This window comes from Pseudomonas sp. 43mfcvi1.1, assembly GCF_900115935.1.
Classification (GTDB): domain Bacteria; phylum Pseudomonadota; class Gammaproteobacteria; order Pseudomonadales; family Pseudomonadaceae; genus Aquipseudomonas; species Aquipseudomonas bijieensis.
In genome coordinates this window covers 60,376-76,417 of the sequence record NZ_UETT01000019.1, presented here as the reverse complement: position 1 = coordinate 76,417, position 16,042 = coordinate 60,376, and the positions used below count along the sequence as shown (strand labels likewise).

The 16,042-nt window shown below is 62.3% G+C and carries 13 protein-coding genes; 4 read left to right on the top strand and 9 right to left on the bottom strand.

Annotated elements, in window-relative coordinates:
• Positions 1–32: 32 nt before the first annotated feature.
• The 5 genes from lnt to miaB all read right to left on the bottom strand — a co-directional run bounded on the left by lnt (position 33) and on the right by miaB (position 5,460).
• Positions 33–1,556, bottom strand: coding sequence for an apolipoprotein N-acyltransferase (gene lnt / locus DTP52_RS28040; protein WP_109756277.1), 1,524 nt, complete (start codon positions 1,554–1,556; stop codon positions 33–35).
• A gap of 27 nt (positions 1,557–1,583) precedes the next feature.
• On the bottom strand, positions 1,584–2,423 hold the full coding sequence (locus DTP52_RS28035) for an HlyC/CorC family transporter (protein ID WP_003205870.1): 840 nt from the start codon (positions 2,421–2,423) through the stop codon (positions 1,584–1,586).
• A gap of 40 nt (positions 2,424–2,463) precedes the next feature.
• Positions 2,464–2,922, bottom strand: coding sequence for an rRNA maturation RNase YbeY (gene ybeY / locus DTP52_RS28030; protein WP_109756276.1), 459 nt, complete (start codon positions 2,920–2,922; stop codon positions 2,464–2,466).
• The gene (locus DTP52_RS28025) at positions 2,915–3,925 is read right to left on the bottom strand and encodes a PhoH family protein (protein WP_109756275.1); all 1,011 of its coding nucleotides are present in this window, start codon (positions 3,923–3,925) and stop codon (positions 2,915–2,917) included. Before DTP52_RS28025 ends, ybeY begins: the two co-directional genes overlap by 8 nt.
• 206 nt (positions 3,926–4,131) lie before the next feature.
• On the bottom strand, positions 4,132–5,460 hold the full coding sequence (miaB, locus tag DTP52_RS28020) for a tRNA (N6-isopentenyl adenosine(37)-C2)-methylthiotransferase MiaB (protein ID WP_162893869.1): 1,329 nt from the start codon (positions 5,458–5,460) through the stop codon (positions 4,132–4,134).
• A 133-nt stretch (positions 5,461–5,593) separates the two neighbouring features.
• Here miaB and DTP52_RS28015 point away from each other — a divergent pair, with 133 nt between their 5' ends.
• Positions 5,594–5,923, top strand: coding sequence for a DUF1820 family protein (locus tag DTP52_RS28015; protein ID WP_003185742.1), 330 nt, complete (start codon positions 5,594–5,596; stop codon positions 5,921–5,923).
• A gap of 154 nt (positions 5,924–6,077) precedes the next feature.
• Here DTP52_RS28015 and DTP52_RS28010 read toward each other — a convergent pair whose 3' ends face one another.
• From DTP52_RS28010 to DTP52_RS27995, 4 genes are all read right to left on the bottom strand, one after another.
• Positions 6,078–6,632, bottom strand: a complete 555-nt coding sequence (locus DTP52_RS28010) for a tetratricopeptide repeat protein (RefSeq protein ID WP_053188388.1) — start codon at positions 6,630–6,632, stop codon at positions 6,078–6,080.
• 218 nt (positions 6,633–6,850) lie between these two features.
• Positions 6,851–8,134 (bottom strand): glutamate-1-semialdehyde 2,1-aminomutase, encoded by a 1,284-nt coding sequence (gene hemL, locus DTP52_RS28005; RefSeq protein ID WP_109756273.1) that lies wholly within the window; start codon positions 8,132–8,134, stop codon positions 6,851–6,853.
• Between the two features lie 28 nt (positions 8,135–8,162).
• The gene (gene thiE, locus DTP52_RS28000) at positions 8,163–8,789 is read right to left on the bottom strand and encodes a thiamine phosphate synthase (protein WP_109756272.1); all 627 of its coding nucleotides are present in this window, start codon (positions 8,787–8,789) and stop codon (positions 8,163–8,165) included.
• Between the two features lie 17 nt (positions 8,790–8,806).
• Positions 8,807–9,604: a hydroxymethylpyrimidine/phosphomethylpyrimidine kinase gene (locus DTP52_RS27995; RefSeq protein WP_109756271.1), complete on the bottom strand. Its 798-nt coding sequence runs from the start codon at positions 9,602–9,604 to the stop codon at positions 8,807–8,809.
• 464 nt (positions 9,605–10,068) lie between these two features.
• On the opposite strand from DTP52_RS27995, the gene DTP52_RS27985 reads away from it, so the two are divergent.
• From DTP52_RS27985 to amn, 3 genes are all read left to right on the top strand, one after another.
• Positions 10,069–12,453 (top strand): hybrid sensor histidine kinase/response regulator, encoded by a 2,385-nt coding sequence (locus DTP52_RS27985; protein WP_109756269.1) that lies wholly within the window; start codon positions 10,069–10,071, stop codon positions 12,451–12,453.
• 72 nt (positions 12,454–12,525) lie between these two features.
• A complete protein-coding gene (locus DTP52_RS27980) occupies positions 12,526–14,175 on the top strand; it encodes an acyl-CoA dehydrogenase family protein (RefSeq protein ID WP_109756268.1) in 1,650 nt (549 codons plus the stop codon).
• Between the two features lie 263 nt (positions 14,176–14,438).
• Positions 14,439–15,938: an AMP nucleosidase gene (gene amn / locus DTP52_RS27975; protein ID WP_178082507.1), complete on the top strand. Its 1,500-nt coding sequence runs from the start codon at positions 14,439–14,441 to the stop codon at positions 15,936–15,938.
• The last annotated feature ends 104 nt before the right edge of the window (positions 15,939–16,042 follow it).

Genomic DNA, 16,042 nt, shown 5'->3' with positions numbered 1-16,042 from the left:
CCACAGGGTTTTTCATTCACATGGGGAACGAGTCAAACCGTTTTGGCCATCCGTCCCGCCATCAACGCCCAGCCCAGCAACAACACACACAAAATGATCAATGGCCACGAACGCCATTGCAGGTACGGGGTCAGGTCCTGCATCGGTACCACTTCGCCATACAGGATGCCGCGTTCGAATTGCGGGATCTGTGCGGTGATCTGACCGAAAGGGTTGATCAGGCCGGTCACGCCGTTGTTGGTGGCGCGGATCATCCAGCGGCCGGCTTCCAAGGCGCGCATCTGCGCCATTTGCAGGTGCTGCAACGGGCCGATCGAGGTGCCGAACCAGGTGTCGTTGCTGATGGTCAGCAGCAAGTCGCTGCGCGCCGAGAGGCTGGCGGCAAATTCCGGGTAGACCACCTCATAGCAAATGAACGGTGCGATCTGGTAACCCTTGGCCTGCAGCAATGGCTGGTCGGCCGGGCCCCGGGCGAAGTCCGACATGGGCAGGTCGAAGAACGCTATCAGGCCGCGCAGGATGTCCTGTAGCGGTACGTACTCGCCGAACGGCACGAGTTTCTGCTTCAGGTAGGTGCCGTCGCCTTCGCCGGTCACGGTGATGCCATTGAAGTAACGCTTCTCGTGGTGGACCAGTTGGCGAATCGGCACGCCGGTGATCAACGCCGAATGCCGCTCGGCGGCGAAGTTGCCCATCATGTCCAGGTAGCCCTGGGCGGACTCCTTGAGCACCGGTACTGCGGTTTCCGGCCAGATCAGCAGGTCGACGCGCTTGGAGGCGAAGCTCATGTCGCGGTACAGCGCCAGTTGCGCGTTGAGCTGCTCGGGGTCCCACTTCATGCTTTGTTCGATGTTGCCCTGGATCGCCGCGACGCTCAGCGGATCGCCCGAAGGGCTGGTCCAGGCATGCCCCTTGAGAGCCATGCCGACTACCCACGGGCCGATCAGCAGCATCACGCCGGCCGCAATAAAACCTTTGCGCCCGCTGCGGATCAACTGGGGCGCGTTGTACAGCAGCGCGGCGGTCAAGGCCAGGGTGAAGGAGATCAACCACATCCCGCCCAGCGGCGCGAGGCCGGACAGCGGGCCGTCGAGTTGGCTGTAGCCGGAATAGAGCCACGGGAACCCGGTGAGGAACCAGCCACGGAAGGCTTCCTGGCCCAACCACAGCGCGGCGAACGCCAGGGCATCGGCCAGCGGCGCCTCGTTGCGCCGCAGCCAGCGCGCCCAGAGCCAGGCGGGCAGGGCGAAGAACCAGGCGATGGCGGCGATGAACAGCAGCATCAGCAACCCGGCGAGCAGCACCGAGGCGCCGCCGAAGTTATGGATGCTGACGTAGATCCAACTGGTGCCGGCGCCGAACAGACCAAAGCCGAAACACCAGCCCCGGCCCAGGGCCTGGCGTGGCGACAACTCGCGCAGCCCGGCATAGAACAAGCCGACCGCCAGCAATGCCAGCGGCCAGATATTGAACGGCGCCAGGGCCAGGGTGGTGATCGCACCGGCCGCCATGGCCAGCAGGTTACCGGGCCAGCCGGGGCGGGTTATCCAGCGCATTTTTGTCCTTAGCGGGTCTCGCAGGGGTTATCGGCCAATGGGGGACAGGCGCAGCAGGTGAATCCGACGGCTGTCGGCATTCAGGATGCGGAAGCGCCAGGAACCGATTTCCGTGGTTTCGTTGCGCTTGGGCAGATGCCCGAAAGCACTCATCACCAGGCCGCCGACGGTGTCGAACTCATCGTCGGAGAATTGGCTGTCGAAGAATTCGTTGAAGTTCTCGATCGGCGTCAGGGCCTTGATCAGGAAGTCACCGCTGGGCAGAGGCTTGATGTAGCTGTCTTCCTCGACGTCATGCTCGTCTTCGATGTCGCCGACGATCTGCTCGAGCACGTCCTCGATGGTGACCAGGCCGGCCACGCCGCCGTATTCGTCGATGACGATGGCCATGTGGTTGTGATTGGCGCGGAATTCACGCAGCAGCACGTTCAGGCGCTTGGACTCGGGCACGAAGGTGGCCGGGCGCAACAGGTCCTTGATGTTGAAGCTGTCGCCGTTTTCCTGAAGGATCAGCGGCAGCAGGTCCTTGGCCAGCAGCACGCCCATGACATCGTCATGGCTTTCGCCGACGACCGGGTAGCGTGAGTGAGCGGAGTCGACCACGGCGGGCAAAAATTCACGCGGGGTCTGGGTCGCCTTGATGCTGACCATTTGCGAGCGCGGGACCATGATGTCCCGAACTTGCAGGTCAGCGACCTGGATGGCGCCTTCGACGATGGCCAGCGCTTCGCTGTCCAGCAGTTTGTTCTGGTGTGCATCGCGCAGCAGCTCCAGTAGCTCCTGGCGGTTTTTCGGCTCATGGGCAAAAGCCTGGGTGAGCTTGCCCAGCCATGACTTCTGCCCGTTGCTCGATCGATCTTCGCTCATAGCGATTACTCTGAATCCTTTGTCGTTACAGGTTGATGTATCAGTGTTCGTCGCCGGCGTAAGGGTCGGGATGACCCAGCTCTGCAAGCAACGTTCGTTCCAGTGCTTCCATTTCTTCGGCTTCGGCATCTTCTATATGGTCGTAACCCAGTAGATGCAAGCAGCCGTGAATCACCAGATGGGCCCAGTGGGCCTCAGGGGTCTTGTCTTGTTCCGTCGCTTCACGCTCCACCACCGGGACGCAGATCACCAGGTCGCCCAGCAACGGGATGTCGAGCAGTTCGTCGGGGACGTCGGCGGGGAACGACAACACGTTGGTGGCGTAGTCTTTCTGCCGCCAGGTGTGGTTCAGTTCGCGGCCTTCGGGCTCGTCCACCAGGCGGATCGTCAGCTCCGAGTCGGCGCTGCGTTGGCGCAGGGCCAGTTCGCACCATTGGCGGAACTGGGCTTCGCTGGGGGCGGCGTGTTCGCAGGCCACTTGTAGGTCGAGTTCAAGCATCTTGGCGATTGCCCTTGTCTGCGGGCGCTGACTCGTCCTGGCGATGCTCGAAGCGCTCGTAGGCTTCGACAATGCGCTGCACCAACGGATGGCGCACGACGTCCTTGGGCATGAAGTGCGTGAAGCTGATGCCCGGCACATCCTTGAGGACCTGGATCACATGGTTCAGCCCGGACTTGGTGCCACGGGGCAGGTCGACCTGGGTGATGTCCCCGGTGATGACGGCGGTGGAGCCGAAGCCGATCCGGGTCAGGAACATTTTCATCTGTTCGACCGTGGTGTTCTGGCTTTCGTCGAGGATGATGAAGCTATTGTTCAGGGTCCGGCCACGCATGTAGGCCAGCGGCGCGACCTCGATGACCTGGCGCTCGATCAGCTTGGCCACGTATTCGAAGCCGAGCATTTCATAAAGCGCGTCATAGAGCGGGCGCAGGTATGGGTCGATCTTCTGGGCCAGGTCGCCGGGCAGGAAGCCGAGTTTCTCACCCGCTTCGACCGCCGGTCGCACCAGCAGGATGCGTCGTACCTGTTCCCGCTCCAGCGCATCGACGGCGCAGGCCACGGCCAGGTAGGTCTTGCCGGTACCGGCCGGGCCGATGCCGAAGTTGATATCGTTGCCGAGGATTTCCTTCACGTAGCGCTGCTGATTCAAGCCTCGAGGGCGAATCATGCCTTTTTTCGTGCGCAGGGCCACGGCAGGTTCCGACGGGGCGTGGTTGTCGAGTTCTTCGACAGCCGACTCCTGCAGGAACAGGTGGACGGTGTCCGGCGACAGCTCGCTCCCCTTGGTTTCCCGGTAGAGACGGCGCAGCAGGTTTTCCGCGGAGGTGGTGTGCTTGGGTTCGCCGATCAGTTCGAACTGGTTGCCGCGATTGCGGATCTCGATGGCCAGGCGCTGTTCGATCAAGCGCAGATGCTCGTCGAATTGCCCGCACAGATTGGCGAAGCGGCGAGCCTCAAAGGGCTCGAGAATAAAGCGATGTGGTTCGATGGGTGCGTTCAAGGTCGTTTTTAGCCGCCCAGGGGCAATTAAGGTGAAATCAAGGATAACGCCAGTAGGCTGGGTGCGAAAGCTCTTAATAAACCGAGCAAGCTTGTGGGAGCAAGGCTTGCCCGCGATGAATGCAACTGGGTCCCTCAAGAATTGAGGCGCCTGTATCGCGGGCAAGCCTTGCTCCCACAAGTTCTGCTTTCACAGGGGATCGGGGGTTACTGGACCAGCGAACCGCGCAGCGAGTGCGGTTGCGCGGCGTCGATGTGCACGTCGGCGAACTGGCCGATCAGGGCCGGGGTGTCGCAGCGGAAGTTGACGATGCGGTTGTTCTCGGTCCGGCCTTGCAACTCGCCCGGATCTTTTTTCGAGTAATCGGTCACCAGGATCCGCTGGATGGAACCGACCATTTGTCGGCTGATCTCGAAACCTTGCTGGTTGAGGCGGTGTTGCAAGGCGTTGAGCCGTTCCTTTTTCACTTCTTCGGGGGTTTCGTCGGCGAGATCGGCGGCCGGGGTGCCAGGGCGCTGGCTGTAGACGAAGGAGTAGGAAAAGTCGAAGCCCACGTCTTCGATCAGCTTCATGGTCTGCTGGAAGTCTTTCTCGGTTTCGCCAGGGAAGCCGACGATAAAGTCCGAACTGATGCAGATCCCCGGCACCGCCGCACGCAACTTGCGCAGTTTGGATTTGTACTCCAGGGCCGTATGGTTGCGTTTCATGGCGGCGAGGATCCGGTCGGAACCCGATTGCACCGGCAAGTGCAGGTGCTTGACCAGCTCGGGAACGTCGGCGTGGGCCTGGATCAGGCTGTCGGAGAACTCCAGCGGGTGCGAGGTGGTGTAACGGATGCGGTCGATGCCGTCCACCGCCGCCACGACGCGGATCAGCTCGGCGAGGTCCGCCAGGCGGCCGTCATGGGTCAGGCCGCGATAGCCGTTGACGTTCTGCCCCAGCAGCGTGACTTCGCGCACGCCGTTTTCCGCCAGGTGGATGATCTCGGCGATCACGTCGTCGAACGGTCGGCTGACTTCTTCGCCACGGGTGTAGGGCACCACGCAGAACGTGCAGTACTTGCTGCAACCTTCCATCACCGACACATAGGCGCTTGGGCCGTCGATGCGCGGTTCGGGCAGGTGGTCGAATTTTTCGATCTCCGGGAACGAGACGTCCACTTGCGGCAGCTTGGTGCTGCGCGCGGCGTCGATCATCTCCGGCAGGCGGTGCAGGGTCTGCGGGCCGAAGACCACGTCCACGTATGGTGCGCGATCACGGATGGCGGCGCCTTCCTGGCTGGCCACGCAACCGCCCACGGCGATGACCATTTCCGGGTTGGCCAGCTTCAGCTCGCGCCAGCGGCCGAGCTGGGAGTACACCCGGTCCTGGGCGCGTTCGCGGATCGAGCAGGTGTTGAGCAGGATCACGTCCGCATCTTCAGCGCGGGCGGTGACTTCCAGGGCCTGGTGTTCACCCAGCAGGTCGACCATGCGCGAGCTGTCGTACTCGTTCATCTGGCAACCGTGGGTTTCGATGTAAAGCTTCTTGGCCATGGACGGGATCATCACGTGATTCAAAGAACCGCGCATTATAGGGAACAAGTCCCCCGGTTCCTACCGCTGTGCGAGCAGTGGCTATGCTATAGTTCGCGCCCTCATTTTTACCCGCCGATGTGTTTCGCCAGCCATGACCAAACGTGAAGCTCCAATCTACAAGGTGATTTTCCTCAACCAGGGCCAGGTGTTCGAAATGTACGCCAAGCAGATCTATCAAAGTGATCTGTGGGGCTTCCTGGAAGTGGAAGAGTTCGTCTTTGGCGAGCGCACGCAAGTGGTCGTCGATCCGAGCGAAGAAAAGCTCAAGGCGCAGTTCGAAGGCGTGGTGCGCAGCTTCGTGCCGATGCATTCGATCGTGCGCATCGACGAAGTCGAACGCCTGGGCACCCCGAAAATCAGCGAAGCCCGCGGCGCGGTCGGCAATGTGATGCCGTTTCCGATGCCGATGCCTGAGAAATAAACCTGTCGATAAGTTGAGCGCAGCCCTTTGTGGCGAGGGAGCTTGCTCCCGCTGGGCTGCGTAGCGGCCCTAAGATTTCTGGGAGCGCTTCGCACTCCAGCGGGAGCAAGCTCCCTCGCCACAATAAGCTCCCAGCCACAAGGCTGCGGTGGATTCAGGGCAGCGGGGAGAAAGGTGTACGCCCATCGGCGTTCTGCAATTCCATCAGGTATTTGCGAAAGATCTGCCCCAGCACCTGGGTCGCCACTTCCAGCTCGTCGCGGGGCATTTGCTCGGCGACTTCGTCGGCGGTGTCCAAGGCCTCTTCGGCGCCGTTGACCGCCGCCATCTTCAGGACAATGTAGGCCTGGACGTTGTTGGCCGGGACGCCTTCGCCGTGGAAGAACATGCCGCCGAGCTTGAATTGCGCCTGGGCATGGCCTTGCAGGGAGGCTTTTTCGAAGTAGTTGAGGGCCTGCTTGAGGTCGCGCGGTGCAGCCTTGCCTTCGTAGTAGAACTCGCCCAACTCGTATTGCGCTTGTGCATCACCTGCATCCGCCGCTTTTTGACAGGCGTCGAGTGCCGGTGCGAGATCTTGTGGCTGGGTGTTGAGCGTGCAACGGCCCAGCGCCGGGATCAACAACGAGTTGCCGCCTGCCTGTGCATTCGCCAGCAGGGGCTGAAGGAGCAACAGGCAGCCCAAGGCAAGGGTGCGGCCGGTGCGGTTCATGGGAATCGACTTACCTCTGAGGGGCGCGCGGACCCTCCGGGGGATCCAATAAGCGCGCATTATGAAATAAGCAGGGCCATCCTTACAAAGTCTTTACTCGTTTTTCTGCTGCGCGGGAATGCTAATAGCTGCTTCGGGCATAAATACGTAGGAAAAGAGCGGGGGAGTTGTCGGCAATAACTGACGCCAGCTTCAGCCAGCGTCAGTTATCCACAGTCTTACTTCAGCGCAGCGAAGGCTCGCTCGGCCGCATCGAGGGAGATCTTCAGCTCGGTCTCGCCGTGGGCGATGGAGGTGAAGCCGGCTTCAAATGCGCTCGGGGCCAGGTACACGCCACCCTCGAGCATCAGGTGGAAGAAGCGCTTGAACCGGTTGGCGTCGCTGGCCATCACGTCTTCGAAGGTGACGATGTCATCGGCGCCACTGAAGTACAGGCCGAACATGCCGCCGGCCTGGGTGGTCACGAACGGGATGCCCGCCGCGTCGGCACGAACCTGCAAACCGTCGAGCAGGCGGGTGGTGTAGTCGGTCAGTTCGGCGTGGAAGCCCGGGCGGCTGATCAGGCGCAGGGTGGTCAGGCCGGCGGCCATGGCCAATGGGTTGCCCGACAGCGTGCCGGCCTGGTAGACCGGGCCCAGCGGTGCGATGCATTCCATGATCTTGCGCTTGCCGCCGAAGCAGCCCACCGGCATGCCGCCGCCGATGATCTTGCCGAAGGTGCTCAGGTCCGGCGTGACGCCGTAATGGGCCTGGGCGCCGCCGAGGGCCACGCGGAAACCGGTCATCACTTCGTCGAAAATCAACACCACGCCATGCTGGTCGCACAGGCTGCGCAGGCCTTCGAGGAAACCCGGCGCCGGCGGTACGCAGTTCATGTTGCCCGCCACCGGCTCGACGATGATGCACGCCACTTCCTGGCCAACTTCGCCGAGCATCTTCTCGACTTCCTCGAGGTCGTTGAACGGCAGGGTCAGGGTGTGTTTGGCGAACGCCGCCGGTACGCCGGCCGAGCTCGGCACGCCCTGGGTCAGCGCGCCGGAGCCAGCCTTGACCAGCAGGCTGTCGGAGTGGCCGTGGTAGCAGCCTTCGAACTTGATAATGCTGTCGCGACCGGTGAAACCACGGGCCAGGCGGATCGCGCTCATGGTCGCCTCGGTGCCGGAGCTGACCATGCGCACCATTTCCATCGACGGCACGATCGAGCAGACCAGGTCGGCCATCTCGGTTTCCATCGCGGTCGGGGCGCCGTAGGACAGGCCGTGTACCAGTTGCTTGCGTACGGCATCCAGCACGTCCGGATGGCTGTGGCCGAGAATCATCGGGCCCCAGGAACCGACATAATCCACATAGCGCTTGTCGTCTTCGTCGGTCACGTACGCGCCTTCGGCGTGCTTGAAGAACAGCGGGGTGCCACCCACGCTCTTGAACGCACGAACGGGCGAGTTCACGCCGCCGGGGATGTGTTTCTGGGCATTGGCAAACAGGGTTTCGGAACGGGACATGGTTGGGCTCTCGAAAACGGAAAATAGACTATTTGTTCTGCAGCAGCTCGTTGAAGGCGCGGGCGCGGCGCGTCACTTCAGCACTGCTGTCGGCACCGAACAGGCCGTGGACCACCGCCAGCAGGTCGACCCCGTGGGCCACCAGCGGGGCGGCATTCTCCAGGGTGATGCCGCCGATGGCGCAAACCGGAATATGCAGTTTGATGCGCGCCTGTTCGAGCAGTTCAAGGTCTGCGCTGGGGGCGCCGGGCTTGGTATTGGAATTGAAGAAGCGCCCGAACGCGACATAACTGGCGCCTTCGCGGGCGGCCTGTTCGGCCAGTGCCAGGCTGGCGTGGCAGGTGGCGCCGACGATCGCCTTGTGTCCGAGCAGTGCCCGCACTGGCGCCAACGGGCCATCGGTCTGGCCCAGGTGCACGCCGACGCCCAGGCGCGCGGCCAGTTCAGCGTCATCGTTGATGATCAATTGGGTCTTGTAGCGCTCGCACAGGTTACGCAGTGCCTCGGCTTCCCGCAGGCGTCGGGCCTCGTCGCTGCTTTTGTCGCGGTATTGCAGCAGGGTCACGCCACCTTCCAACGCCGCTTCTACATAAGCGAGGAACTTGCCAGCCAGCAATTGGCTATCGGTGATGGCGTAAAGGCCACGTAATTTCATTCCACAGGCCTCCAGTGTTACGAGCAGAAATCCAGCGGCAGGCGACGCGGTACGAACTGGCCTTTGCCCAGTCGTTCGGCATCGCGCAAGGTGCGCCAGGTGTAGTCCAGCGCAGTCTTGACGGCGCTGGCGAGCTGTTCGCCCTGGGCTAGCCGACCGGCGAGGGCGCTGGCCAGGGTGCAGCCGGAACCGTGGTAACTGCCGGGCAAGCGCTGGCAGGTAAAGGTTTCGCGGCGGCCATCGCGGCTGTACAGGCGATTATGGACTTCATGTTCGTCGCCGTGACCACCGGTGATCAACAGGTGTTTGACGAAGGGCAGCAGTTTTTCCGCGCACTCGTCGGCGCTGCCTTCGGGCAGTTCGGCGAGGATGCGCGCTTCCGGCAGGTTGGGGGTGGCGATGACGGCCAGGGGCAGCAGGCGTTCGCGCATGGCGTAGCCGACCTCATCCTTGCCCAGGCGTCCGCCACCGCCGGCGCGCAGCACCGGGTCGCAGACCATGGGCAGATGCGGGTGCGCCTGGAGCAGTTCGACCACCGTGTCGACCATCTCCAGCGAGCCGAGCATGCCCAGCTTGACTGCCGCGACCTGCGAGTCGTTGAGCACGGCATTGGCTTGTGCCAGCACCCACGCTCGATCGAGCACCCGGAAATCACTGACGTTGACCGTGTCTTGCACGGTCAACGCGGTAACGGCGGGGGCGGCATGACAACCCTGGGCGAGCAGGGCTTCGATATCTGCCTGCAAACCGGCGCCGCCACTAGGGTCGTGGCCGGAGAGACAGAGGACAACGGGGCGGGAGCTGTAGATATTCATGGTGCGCGAGCTTACCACCAAACCCCTTCGATCGGCGCACGCCTGCACCAGAGGAAAATTTATGTGATAGAGGAATTTCTTTGTGGCGAGGGGATTTATCCCCGCTGGGGTGCGAAGCGCCCCCCATTCAAGTTGTCTGACACACCGCAGTGTCAGGTTTAGGGCTGCTGCGCAGCCCAACGGGGATAAATCCCCTCGCCACAGAAACCATGTGCCAGGTCCAAACAGTCGAGTCCGGATCCAAGGCGCTATTCAATCTGACCAAAGCAACAGCTCTATCTCAACGCTTGGCGCTGAAACGCCCGTTCTAGAGCCTTCTATAGGAAAGATTTCAATGGTGCAAATTGGCCATCAACGGCTATGCTAGAGATGGATCCAACTCATAACAGGTAATGCCGGTTTTACGTCTACTCAGGGAATGGGGGGCTTCCTGACTCAACCGGACAGGCCACGCTGGGACTTAAATGCGCTATTTGCTGATGTTGCTGCTGTGCTTGTCCCCTCTGGCAAGTGCTCTGGAATTCGATGAATTCACCCAAAGCCTGCCCTTGGGTCATGCCCTGCAGGTGTTCGAAGATGCGGGTGGCACTGCCACCATTGATGATGTCCTGGCCCAGGCTGCCACCGGCGCCTTCAAGCCCCATGACAAAGCCACGCTGAATGCCGGTTACTCGCGATCAGCCTTCTGGTTGAAAATCGACCTGCACTACCGCCCCGGCAATCCGGACGCCCAGCGCACCTGGCTGCTGGAACTGGCGTACCCGCCGCTGGACCACCTGGATTTGTATCTGCCAGATGCCGCCGGGGGGTACCGCCTGGTGCGCCAGACCGGCGATGCGTTGCCATTCGCCAGCCGCGAGATTCGCCAGAACAACTACTTGTTCAGCCTGGATTTCAAGCCTGAGCAGCGGCAGGTCCTGTACCTGCGCCTGCAAAGCCAGGGTTCGATCCAGGCGCCATTGACGCTGTGGTCGAGCACCGCCTATCTCGAACAGCAGCCGGTGCGCTTGTATGTGTTGGGGGTCATCTATGGCGTGCTGCTGGGAATGCTGGTGTACAACCTGTTCATCTACCTGAGCGTGCGTGATACCAGCTACCTCTATTACATCTTCTATATCGCCTCGTTCGGCCTGTATCAGTTGTCGGTCAATGGTGCGGCCGTGGAGTATTTCTGGCCGGACAATCCCTGGTGGGCAAACGCCGCGACGCCGTTTTTCATCGGCTGCGCGGGCCTGTTTGGCAGCCAGTTCGCCCGCAGCTTCCTGCAAACCGCCCGGCATGGCCGTTGGCTGGATCGCATGCTGCTGGCACTGATCGCCTACAGCGCGGTGGTGGTCGGCCTGTCGTTGATGACCAGCTATGCCTTGGCGCTGCGCCTGGCAACGGCGTTGGCGCTGGTATTCACGGTGGCGATCTTTGCCGCCGGGTTGTTTGCCTGGTGGCGTGGCCTGCGGGTGGCACGTTATTTCATCATTGCCTGGTCGGCGTTTCTGCTGGGGGGCATCATCAATACCTTGATGGTGCTGGGTTACCTGCCGAATGTATTCCTGACCATGTACGCCAGCCAGATCGGCTCGGCCATCGAAGTGGCGCTGTTGTCCCTGGCCCTGGCCGACCGTATCAATGCCATGCGCGAACAGCAGGCCCAGACCCTGTTGGACGCGGGGCAGAAACTCGAAGTGCTCAACCAGCAACTGGCCCACGGCAACAAGCTCAAGGATGAATTCCTCGCCACCCTGACCCATGAACTGCGCACGCCGATGAACGGCGTGATCGGCTCCCTGGAGTTGATGGAAACCGTCGAGATGGACGAGGAACTGACCCAGTATCAACAGACCGCCGCCGGTTCGGCGCGGGACATGATGCGCATGGTCAACGGCATCCTCACCCTTACCGAGTTGCAGGCCGGCAAGCTCAAGGTCTATCCGGCGCCGTTCAGCCTGCGTGGGGTGGTCGAGGCGCTGCAGGTGCAGTTCGGCGCCAATGCCGCGGCCAAGGGCCTTGATTTCAAGGTCGACGTGGCCCCGGGCCTGGCGGACCGACTGCTCGGTGACAGTGGCAAATTGGCCCAGTGCCTGGAATGCCTGCTGGACAACGCCATCAAGTTCACCCGAGTGGGCGGCCTGGCGCTGCGAGTCAGTGGCAGGCCGACGGAGCTTGACCGGCTGATGCTGTCCTTTGCCGTGATCGACACCGGAATCGGCTTTACCGACCTGGGGGAGGCGACCTTGTACCAGCGTTTCTTCCAGCTCGATGGTTCGATGACCCGCGAATATGGCGGTCTCGGCGTGGGCCTGGCCATCTGCCGGCAACTGGTGGAACTGCTGGGCGGGCGCCTGACCCATACCTCCGAGCCCGGTCGCGGCAGCCGTTTTCATTTGAACGTGGAGTTTGACCTGGCCTTGCCGGCAGCTGTGCCGACGCCGTTTTCCTTCGGTGGTCGCCAAGGTTCGCGCCTGCCACAGGATTGCACGGTGCTATTGGCGGATGACAACAGCATTGATCAGTTGGTCATGCGCGGCATGTTGCTCAAGCTCGGTTATCGGGTGCGCACTGCCGACAGCGGCCGTGCGGCGCTGGATCTGCTGCACGGCGAGAGCTTCGATGCGGTGCTGCTCGATTGCCAGTCGCCGCCGCTGGACGGTGTGTCGGTCTGCTGCCAGATCCGTACCTTGTCCGGTTGCGAGGAACTGCCGGTGCTGGTGGTCAGCCCGAACCTGGGGCAAGAGCGCTGCCCGTCGGGCGCGCTGATCGATTACCTGAGCAAACCGGTGAAGTTCGAGACACTGCAGGCGACGCTCCAGCGCCGTGTGCTTTGCCACGGGCAGGGTGAAAGCGCCGATATTTAGGCGGATATGACACTTTGTTCGGCCTGGGGGCGGTGCTTAACTGAACCTCCTGGCTGATCGAGGAGCCCTGTCATGAACCTGCACCAGTTCGCTGAAACCCACGACGTCACCAATCAGCCGCCGTCCCTCGATGGCGCCAATCTGTACCGCATCGACCTGCCGTTGCAAGAATGGTCGCGGCGTTTCGGCGCTGGCTGGGCGCAGGCGCGGATAGATGCGTATGGGGCGCTGGCCGGTGGGCCGTTGATGGAAGCGGGCTTCCTGGCCAATCAGAACAAGCCGGTGTTCTCCAGCCATGACCGTTATGGCCATCGCATCGACCTGGTGGAATTCCATCCCGCTTATCATCAGTTGATGCGTACCGCCGTCGAGCACGGCCTGCCCAGCTTGCCCTGGGCCCATCCACAGCCCGGCGCCCATGTCGCCCGTGCCTCGATGACCTATCTGCACAGCCAGGCCGAAGCCGGCACCGGCTGTCCGCTGACCATGACCTTCGCCAGCGTACCGGCGCTGCGCTTGCAGCCGGACCTGGCCGAGCGCTGGGTGCCGAAGGTGCTCGCCACCGAGTACGACCCGCGCAACGTTGGCATGGCGCACAAGGCCGGGGTCACCATCGGCATGGCAATGACCGAAAAACAGGGCGGCACCGATGTCCGGGCCAACACCACCAAGGCCTATCCGGTGGGCGCCAGCGGCCCGGGCCAAGCCTATGAACTGGTGGGCCACAAATGGTTCTGTTCGGCGCCGATGTGCGACGCCTTCCTCACGTTGGCCCAGACCGACAAGGGGCTGACCTGTTTCCTGCTGCCGCGCCATCGCCCCGACGACACGCGCAATCAGTTCTACATTCAACGGTTGAAGAACAAACTGGGCAACTGCTCCAACGCCTCCAGCGAAGTCGAGTTCCGTGGCGCACTGGCCTGGATGGTTGGTGAAGAAGGCCGAGGCGTGCCGACGATCATTGAGATGGTCGCCATGACCCGCTTCGATTGCATGGTCGGCTCCAGCGCCCTGATGCGCCAGGCGCTGACCCAGGCCAGTCACCACTGTGCCCACCGCAAGGTTGGCGGCAAGCTGTTGAGCGAGCAGCCGCTGATGCAGAACGTCCTGGCTGACCTGGCGTTGGAAAGCGAGTCCGCCCTGGCCTTGAGCCTGCGCATGGGCCAGGCGCTGGACCACTTGAATGACGAGCACGAAGCCAAGTTCGCCCGGCTGGTGACGGCGGTAGGCAAGTACTGGATCTGCAAGCGCGCCCCCGCGATGATCAACGAAGCCGCCGAATGCATGGGCGGCGCCGGCTACGTCGAAGACAGCATCCTGCCGCGCCTGTACCGCGAAGCGCCGGTCAACTCGACGTGGGAAGGCTCCGGCAACGTGCAATGCCTTGATGTGCTGCGCGCCTTGTCCAAGGAGCCGGGCGTGCTGGAAGTATTGTTCAGCGAATTGGGCGATGGCCACGGCGACAAGCGCCTGGCCGGCCACATCAATCAATTGCACGCAGCGTTCAAGGACACCGACGACATCCAGTACCGCGCCCGGCAATTGACCGAAGACGTCGCCGTCGGCCTGCAGGCCAAGTTGTTGCTCGAGGCGGGAAACAGCGACATCAGCGACGCCTTCATTGCCAGCCGCCTTGGCTCGGCTGGCCGGGTATACGGTGCCTTGCCCCGGGGCCTGAATGTCGAAGCCATCGTCACCCGCTCCACCCCCCATGGTTTCTAGGAAGACCGCGAAACCCTTGATCCAGCATCTGTGGTGACTGACACACCGCCATCGCGAGCAAGGGATTGGCGGTGAATGAAGGGTTTGTAGCCACTGGAGGTCAAGGGTGGGAGCGAGCCTGCTCGCGATGGTGTCGGCACATCCAACAGCTCTGGTGACTGACGCACCGCTATCGCGAGCAAGCTCGCTCCCATAGGGATTGTCGATGAATGATCGAGCGCGCCAATACGCCACTGTTCCCGTCGGGCGGCGATGCAGGCAAGATGAAGGCCTGCAAGTCAGAACACAGGAAGCTGATCGTGACCGAAGCGTTTATTGTCGTTCAAACCGCCGAACAAGCCGTGGATCGTCTGGCGGCCCTGCACGAGCGTGCGACCACCGCGTTGAATCAGGCGCTGATGCGTTATCTCAAGGACCGCGTCGAGCCGGATGCCGAGCAACGTGCGTTGTTTCGCTATCCGGCCTTGCGCCTGACCTATCACTGCCACGGCGAAGTCCCGCAAACTACGCGTGCCTACGCCAAGGTCCAGTTGCCCGGCATCTACAGCGTCACCGTCACCCATCCCGCCGCGTTCCGTAAGTACCTGCTGGAACAGCTGGTCCCGCTGATGCACGACTTCACCGTCACCGTGGAAGTCGGTGTCAGCGAGCAGAACATTCCGTACCCGTACGTGGTGGAGCAGGGCGATGAACTGGCCGGCTCCGGTGTAACCGCCGCCGTGTTGGCGCGGGTATTCCCCAGCACCGACCTGTCGGCCGCCACCGACGGTATCGCCGACGGTCTCTACGATTGGGAAAACACCGACCCGCTGCCCCTGGCGCTGTTCGATGCCGCGCGGGTGGATTTTTCCCTGCGTCGGCTGGTGCATTACACCGGCAGCGACTGGCGTCATGTGCAGCCGTGGATCCTGCTGACCAACTATCACCGCTATGTCGACCAGTTCATCGTCCACGGCCTGGAGCAACTGCGCAGCGACCCGCGCTTTGTGCGCATGGTCCTGCCGGGTAACGTGATCATCGACAAGAACATGGACCACGGCGAAGCGTCGGCCATCGCCGCCGGTGTGGTCTGGCACCGCTACCAGATGCCGGCCTATCACCTGCAGGCCAACGATGGCCATGGCGTGACCTTGGTGAACATCGGCGTCGGCCCGTCCAATGCCAAGAACATCACCGACCACCTGGCCGTATTGCGTCCGCATTGCTGGCTGATGATCGGCCACTGCGGCGGGCTGCGGCAGTCCCAGACCATCGGTGACTACGTGTTGGCCCACGCTTACATGCGCCGCGATGGCATTCTCGACCGGGTGGTGCCGCCGAACATTCCGATTCCCGCCTTGGCCGAAGTGCAGATGGCACTTCAACAGGCCGCGGCGAATATCACCGGCGAAAAGGGCGACGAGCTGAAAAAGCGCCTGCGTACCGGCACCGTGCTGACTTACGACGACCGCAACTGGGAGCTGCGCTGGGCCCAGGAGCGTCCGCTGATCAACCTGTCCCGCGCCGTGGCGGTGGACATGGAAAGCGGCACCATTGCCGCCCAGGGTTATCGCCTGCGGGTGCCCTATGGCACGTTGCTGTGCGTCTCGGACAAACCTTTGCACAGCGAGATCAAGCTGCCGGGTTCGGCCAACGCGTTCTATGAGCGCGCGGTCAACCAGCACCTGAAGATCGGCATCGAGGCGTTGGACCTGCTGCGCACCGAACTCAACTCGCTGCATTCGCGCAAACTGCGCAGCTTCGACGAGCCGCCGTTCCGCTGATACGGCGGTGGTTATTTAGCGGTCAGGCCACTAGCATTAGCGGCCCTGACCGCTAGATGTTGTGTTCGCCATGTCACGCCCCCCACGCCCTGTTTCCCGCCGCC

Bases quoted from the DNA above. Each gene is read 5' to 3' on its own strand.
- lnt (WP_109756277.1), bottom strand. From the start codon at position 1,556: ATGCGCTGGATAACCCGCCCCGGCTGGCCCGGTAACCTGCTGGCCATG.
- DTP52_RS28035 (WP_003205870.1), bottom strand. From the start codon at position 2,423: ATGAGCGAAGATCGATCGAGCAACGGGCAGAAGTCATGGCTGGGCAAG.
- ybeY (WP_109756276.1), bottom strand. From the start codon at position 2,922: ATGCTTGAACTCGACCTACAAGTGGCCTGCGAACACGCCGCCCCCAGC.
- miaB (WP_162893869.1), bottom strand. From the start codon at position 5,460: ATGGCCAAGAAGCTTTACATCGAAACCCACGGTTGCCAGATGAACGAG.
- DTP52_RS28015 (WP_003185742.1), top strand. From the start codon at position 5,594: ATGACCAAACGTGAAGCTCCAATCTACAAGGTGATTTTCCTCAACCAG.
- DTP52_RS28010 (WP_053188388.1), bottom strand. From the start codon at position 6,632: ATGAACCGCACCGGCCGCACCCTTGCCTTGGGCTGCCTGTTGCTCCTT.
- hemL (WP_109756273.1), bottom strand. From the start codon at position 8,134: ATGTCCCGTTCCGAAACCCTGTTTGCCAATGCCCAGAAACACATCCCC.
- thiE (WP_109756272.1), bottom strand. From the start codon at position 8,789: ATGAAATTACGTGGCCTTTACGCCATCACCGATAGCCAATTGCTGGCT.
- DTP52_RS27995 (WP_109756271.1), bottom strand. From the start codon at position 9,604: ATGAATATCTACAGCTCCCGCCCCGTTGTCCTCTGTCTCTCCGGCCAC.
- DTP52_RS27985 (WP_109756269.1), top strand. From the start codon at position 10,069: ATGCGCTATTTGCTGATGTTGCTGCTGTGCTTGTCCCCTCTGGCAAGT.
- DTP52_RS27980 (WP_109756268.1), top strand. From the start codon at position 12,526: ATGAACCTGCACCAGTTCGCTGAAACCCACGACGTCACCAATCAGCCG.
- amn (WP_178082507.1), top strand. From the start codon at position 14,439: ATGAAGGCCTGCAAGTCAGAACACAGGAAGCTGATCGTGACCGAAGCG.